Annotated in this window: 4 protein-coding genes and 1 pseudogene; 3 read left to right on the plus strand and 2 right to left on the minus strand. The window is 63.7% G+C overall.

The window, feature by feature from the left end; genetic code table 11:
• The 3 genes from PG883_RS22505 to PG883_RS22515 all read left to right on the plus strand — a co-directional run.
• On the plus strand, positions 1–98 hold a 98-nt coding region (locus PG883_RS22505), incomplete at its 5' end, for a transposase (RefSeq protein ID WP_160171047.1).
• A gap of 306 nt (positions 99–404) precedes the next feature.
• Positions 405–1,748: an anaerobic C4-dicarboxylate transporter gene (locus PG883_RS22510; RefSeq protein ID WP_041215561.1), complete on the plus strand. Its 1,344-nt coding sequence runs from the start codon at positions 405–407 to the stop codon at positions 1,746–1,748.
• A gap of 126 nt (positions 1,749–1,874) precedes the next feature.
• Complete coding sequence (locus PG883_RS22515) at positions 1,875–2,531, plus strand: hypothetical protein (RefSeq protein ID WP_113977943.1); 657 nt, start codon at positions 1,875–1,877, stop codon at positions 2,529–2,531.
• A 70-nt stretch (positions 2,532–2,601) separates the two neighbouring features.
• Here PG883_RS22515 and PG883_RS22520 read toward each other — a convergent pair whose 3' ends face one another.
• A complete protein-coding gene (locus tag PG883_RS22520; RefSeq protein WP_113977942.1) occupies positions 2,602–3,741 on the minus strand; it encodes a M20 family metallopeptidase in 1,140 nt (379 codons plus the stop codon).
• Positions 3,742–3,878: 137 nt separating this feature from the next.
• A pseudogene (gene dcuC / locus PG883_RS22525) lies at positions 3,879–5,177 on the minus strand (C4-dicarboxylate transporter DcuC); the annotation flags it as partial.
• Positions 5,178–5,287 lie beyond the last annotated feature (110 nt).

Genomic DNA, 5,287 nt, shown 5'->3' on the forward strand with positions numbered 1-5,287 from the left:
ACAAGATCAAAGTGATAAAGCGCATGGCATATGGATTTAGGGACTCAGAATACTTTTTTCTGAAAATCAAGGCGGCCTTCCCCGGAAAGCCGCGATGAACCTTTTTTTATGCCCGCCTCGCTCTTCCCGCACGTGTCATTCCCGCCTTTTGCATTCCAAACCCTGTGATCTCCCCATCTTTCCCGTCATTTATCTGGTGTGGGCCAGGAAGCGGCCCCCTGTTCAAGGGCTGAACCGTAGTTTTTATGCACTTAAATCGGAAAAAAGCCGGTTGTTGAAGCAACGCAATTTTTTACCCCTTTAGGGGTGACAAAATATCCATTAACCCTTCAGGGGTAATTAATGACAGCGGATCCCGGGCAGCTGGCCGATGGGGACATGGATAAAACACACGAGGTAATGGAATGATCTTGATGGAATTTTTGGTGGTACTCGGCTGCTTGCTGCTGGGTACCCGCTTCGGGGGCATGGGGCTGGGTCTTATCAGCGGTATCGGTCTGTTCCTGCTGACTTTCGTCTTCGGTCTGGTGCCGGGCGAGCCGCCGGTGCAAGTGATGCTGACCATACTGGCGGTCATTGGCTGCGCCGCCACCCTGCAGACCGCCGGCGGTCTCAACCTGATGATGCAGGTGGCCGAGCGTCTGCTGCGCCGCCACCCCCAGTACATCACCCTGCTGGCGCCGCTCACGACCTGGACCCTCACCTTCCTGTGCGGCACCGGCCACGTGGTCTACACCATGTTCCCCATCATCGCCGACATCGCGCTGCAGAAGAACATCCGCCCGGAGCGCCCCATGGCAGTGGCGTCCGTTGCCTCCCAGATGGCCATCTGCGCCTCGCCGGTCTCGGTGGCCGTGGTCTCCATGGTCTCCATCCTGGCGGCGGCTCACGGCGTGGGTCAGGCCTACGGTCTGCTCGACATCCTGATGGTGGCCATCCCCTCCTCTCTCATGGGTGTCATGATGGCGGCCCTGTGGAGCCTGCGCCGCGGCAAGGATCTGGACAAGGACGAGGAGTTCCAGGCCAAGATCAAGGACCCTGCCCAGCGGGACTTCATCTACGGCGGTGGTGAAACCCTGCTCAACACCAAGTTCCCGAAAGAGGCCTACTGGTCCACCTGGATCTTCTTCGCCGCCATCGCTGCCGTGGTGCTGCTGGGGGCCGATGAGGCGCTGCGCCCCGTCTTCACCATCAAGGAGAAGACAGGCCCCCTCTCCATGAACCTGGTGATCCAGATGATGATGCTGATCGCCGGCGCCATCATCCTGATGCGCTGCAAGGTCAAGCCGGGGGAGATCGCCAACGGCGCCGTCTTCAAGGCGGGCATGGTCGCCATCTTCTCCGTGTTCGGGGTCGCCTGGATGAGCGAAACCTTCTTCCAGGCCCACATGCCGCTGCTCAAGGAGACCCTGGCCCACGTGGTACAGGCCCAGCCCTGGACCTACGCCCTGGTGCTCTTCCTCATCTCCAAGCTGGTGAACAGCCAGGCCGCGGCGCTCACCGCCATCGCCCCCATGGGGCTGGCGCTGGGGGTCGAACCCAAACTGCTCATCGCCTTCCTGCCGGCGAGCTACGGCTACTTCGTGCTGCCGACCTACCCGAGCGATCTCGCCTGCATCGGCTTCGACCGCTCCGGCACCACCCGCATTGGCAAGTTCATCATCAACCACAGTTTCATCATTCCGGGCCTCATCGGGGTGGTGACCTCCTGTACCCTGGGCTTCATCCTGACCAGCATCCTGCTGTAACAGGCATCCAGTGCGAGCGGCTCCCCCGTGGGAGCCGCTTTTTTATCCCCGCATCTCCGACCCGCGCTTTGCCATCGCCCCCCACTCTGGGTAGCATGACCCCTCTTTTCTTTGCGGAAATCCCCCATGTCTCGCGTCATCCTGCTCTGGAGCGGCGGCAAAGATGCCATGCAGGCCCTCTGCCACGCCCGGGAAGCGGGCCATCAGGTGGTGGCCCTGATCACCTTTGCCCCGCCAGCGCCCCGCTTTCTCGCCCATCCCCTGTCACAGGTTCGCCGTCAGGCGGCGGCCCTCGTACTGCCCCATCGGCTGGTCACCATCGAAGCGCCGTTCGATCTCGGTTATGAGCGGGCCCTGGCGACATTGAAAGAGGAGTGGCAACTCGATGGGGTCGTCACCGGCGACATCGACAGCGTGGGGGGCGCGCCGAACTGGATCCGCGAGCGCTGTCGCCCCCTGGGGCTCACCGTTCACACCCCGCTCTGGCAACAACCCCGCGAGGCGTTGCTGGCGGACATGCTGGCCCGCGGCATCGTCGCCCACCTCTCCTGCGTCGATACCCGGGTACTGGCCCCCGAGTGGGTGGGGCGCCGGCTCGATGCTGGCACCCTCAGCGATCTGCAGCAACTGGCGGATCGGGATGGCTTCGATGCCTGCGGCGAGCAGGGGGAATACCACACCATGGTGACCGACGGCCCCGGGTTTGCGGCGCCGCTGACGCTCGGCCACTGGCAGGCGGCGCGCCAGGAGCACCTCGCCTATCTGCTGGAGGACGAGGAATGACGTCTCACGAGGGCGACACAAGCAAAACGGGAGGCGTTGGCCTCCCGTTTTGCTTGTCCTTAACGTTGACCTATTTGGCCAGCTTGCCCAGCACCCGCTTAAGCAGGCGGATGCGCGGTTCGATGCTGTCTAGCAGCAGGAATTCCGCCTCCGAGTGGAAGCCGCCCCCCATGGGGCCGAAGCCATCGAGGGACGGCACCCCGGCCGCCGCGGTGAAGTTGGCATCGGAGCCGCCACCGGCCTCCAGCCAGGTGAAGGGGACGCCCTCCTCCCTGCCTGCCGCCTCCACCAGTGCCATCAGGGCCTCGGTGTCACCGCTCGGGCGCATCGCGGGCTTGAAGCTCTGGCGCGCCACCTCGACCCGGCAACCGGCGAGGAAGGGGTTGTTGGCCATGAAGGTGAGCCGGTCGTGCACCGTCTGCGCCTCTTCGTTGCGCCAGAAGCGCAAATCCACGATCGCCTCGGCAAAGTCGGGCACCACGTTGACGCCGGTGCCCCCCTGCACCACCCCCACGTTCATGGTGGTGCCGGTCTCCATGTTGACCTGTTCGTTGATGGCAAGCACCCAGTGGGCCAGCTCCGTGATGGCGGAGATCCCTTGTGCCAGGGCCGAGCCCGCATGGGAGGCCTTGCCGTGGAAGGTGATGCGGTACTTGGCATTGCCCTTGCGGGCGCTGATGAGATCCCCGCTCGGGCGCGCCGCTTCGGCCACCAGCACGCAGCCGCTCTGTCTGGCCCGCTCCACCAGCCAATCTTTGGACCAGGGAGAGCCAATCTCCTCGTCGCAGTTGCAGCAGACCAGCACCTTGAGCCTGGCCAGCACGGCCGGGTCCAGCTCTTTCAAGGCATACCAGGTAGAGAGCAGGCCGCTCTTCATGTCCGAGACGCCGGGGCCAAAGGCCTGATTGCCTTCGACTTTCAGCGGGCGTTTGGCCGCCGTCCCCTCGGGAAAGACGGTGTCCATGTGGCCCACCAGCATGACATCGTAGTGCTCCGCCCCCGGGGCATTGGTTGCCTCCAGGCAAGGGCCGCACTCGGCGGCGAACTGGTGGCGGGTCACCTGCCAGCCGATGGCCTCATATTTCTCCGTCATGATGTCGGCGACCCGGGCCACCCCGGCCGGGGTGCGGGTGCCGCAGTCGAGGTTGATGAGCGGGGCCAGATCCGCCAGATAGGTATCGAGGGAGAACGGGCGCTTGAGATCGTTCATTGTCTTCTCCATGGAACAATCTGCGTAAAAGACAGACTGTTTTTGCAACGATAAGAGTGGGCGGGCACTCGGCGCCGCCTCGTCAACGGCGGTCGGCCAGCGTGGATCGACTGGCCGCCGCCTCTACACCAGAGCCTTTACATGAACAGCAGATAGTTGAGGAGCAGCGCCGTCACCAGGGCCCCCGCCATGGGCACGCTGGTGCGCTTGACCACCACGAAGGGAGAGACCTTGGCGATGCCCGCACAGGCGATGAGCACCGCCGCGATGGGGGAGACGGTGCGGCCAATGCTGGAGGCGAGCTGCATCGGCAGCAGCATGGTCACCGCCGGCACGCCAAACTTGGCCGCCACGGCGGGGGCCAGGGAGGAGAAACTGAGGAAGGCCGCGTTGCCCGAGCCCATGATGACCGCCGCCACCATGATGAGCCCCACCATCACCAGGGTCATCAGGCCGCTGCCGATGCCGGCATTGCTGGCAGAGTGCAGCAGGGTGTCGATGGCGCCGATGGCCTTGAGGGATTCGGCGAAGAGCTCGGCACAGACGATCAGCGCCACCACGGGGCCGAACACCTTGCCCATGCCGTCGAGGAAGCTGGACAGCCCCGCGAAGGCGGTGCGCACCGAGCGGGTGCGCAGCAGCTCGCACAGCATGCCGATAAAGACCGACAGCAGCATGGCCACCTCCACACTGACGCTGATGGTGGTCACCAGCAGCTTGGAGAAGGTCATCATCAGCACGAAGGGGATGATGGGCAGCAGGCCGTACCAGGTTGGCGCGGCCACCTCATCTGCCCCTTTTTCGTCAAGCTCCGCGTGTTCGCCGCGATGCAGGGCCGGATCCCAGCCCTCCTGGCGGTCACAGTGCCGCTGCCAGAAGAAGTGCAGCACCATGGTCACCAGCAACATGGGAGCCACCAGCCAGATCTGGTAGTCAACGAAATAGCTGGTGGGATCCATGCCGGATTGACCGGCGGAGAAGATGGCGTTGGTCTGGGTCGGGCCGATTTCGAACGCCTGGGAGGTGGCGATGACGCCGCAGGAGGAAGCCGGGCTGATGCCGAGGTTGCGCATCACAGGGTACATGGTGACCATCAACAGCAGGCCGAGGCCGGTGGCAGAGGTGACGAACAGGGAGACGAAGACCGCCACCAGGTAGCAGATGGCCAGCATCAGGTAGCTGGACTGGATGCCCGCCACCGGCTTGACCGCCACCCGCACCAGGGCCTGGGAGGCGCCGATGTGGGACATGTAGGTGGCAAAGCCGGCCACCGCCATGATGGTGAGGCCGAGCCCGGCCGCCCGGTAGGAGAAGATCCCCTTGAACACCTCAAACAGATCGAACAGGGCGAAGCCGGTGCTCTTGTCGGCGGGCAGTATGGGGTGCAATCCCAGCCAGTAGGCGACGGTGAAGAGGGCCATGCCCGCCAGCGCCAGGGTAATCCCCCCGAAAAACTGAGGTGCTCATAAGTAGAATTTTCTCGTATCTTGAACGCAGGAGGTTCTACATGAAAACATCACGCTTTAGCGATGCACAGATCATCGCC

Origin of the sequence: Aeromonas sp. QDB25, from assembly GCF_027707725.1 — a bacterium.
Lineage (GTDB): Bacteria > Pseudomonadota > Gammaproteobacteria > Enterobacterales > Aeromonadaceae > Aeromonas > Aeromonas caviae.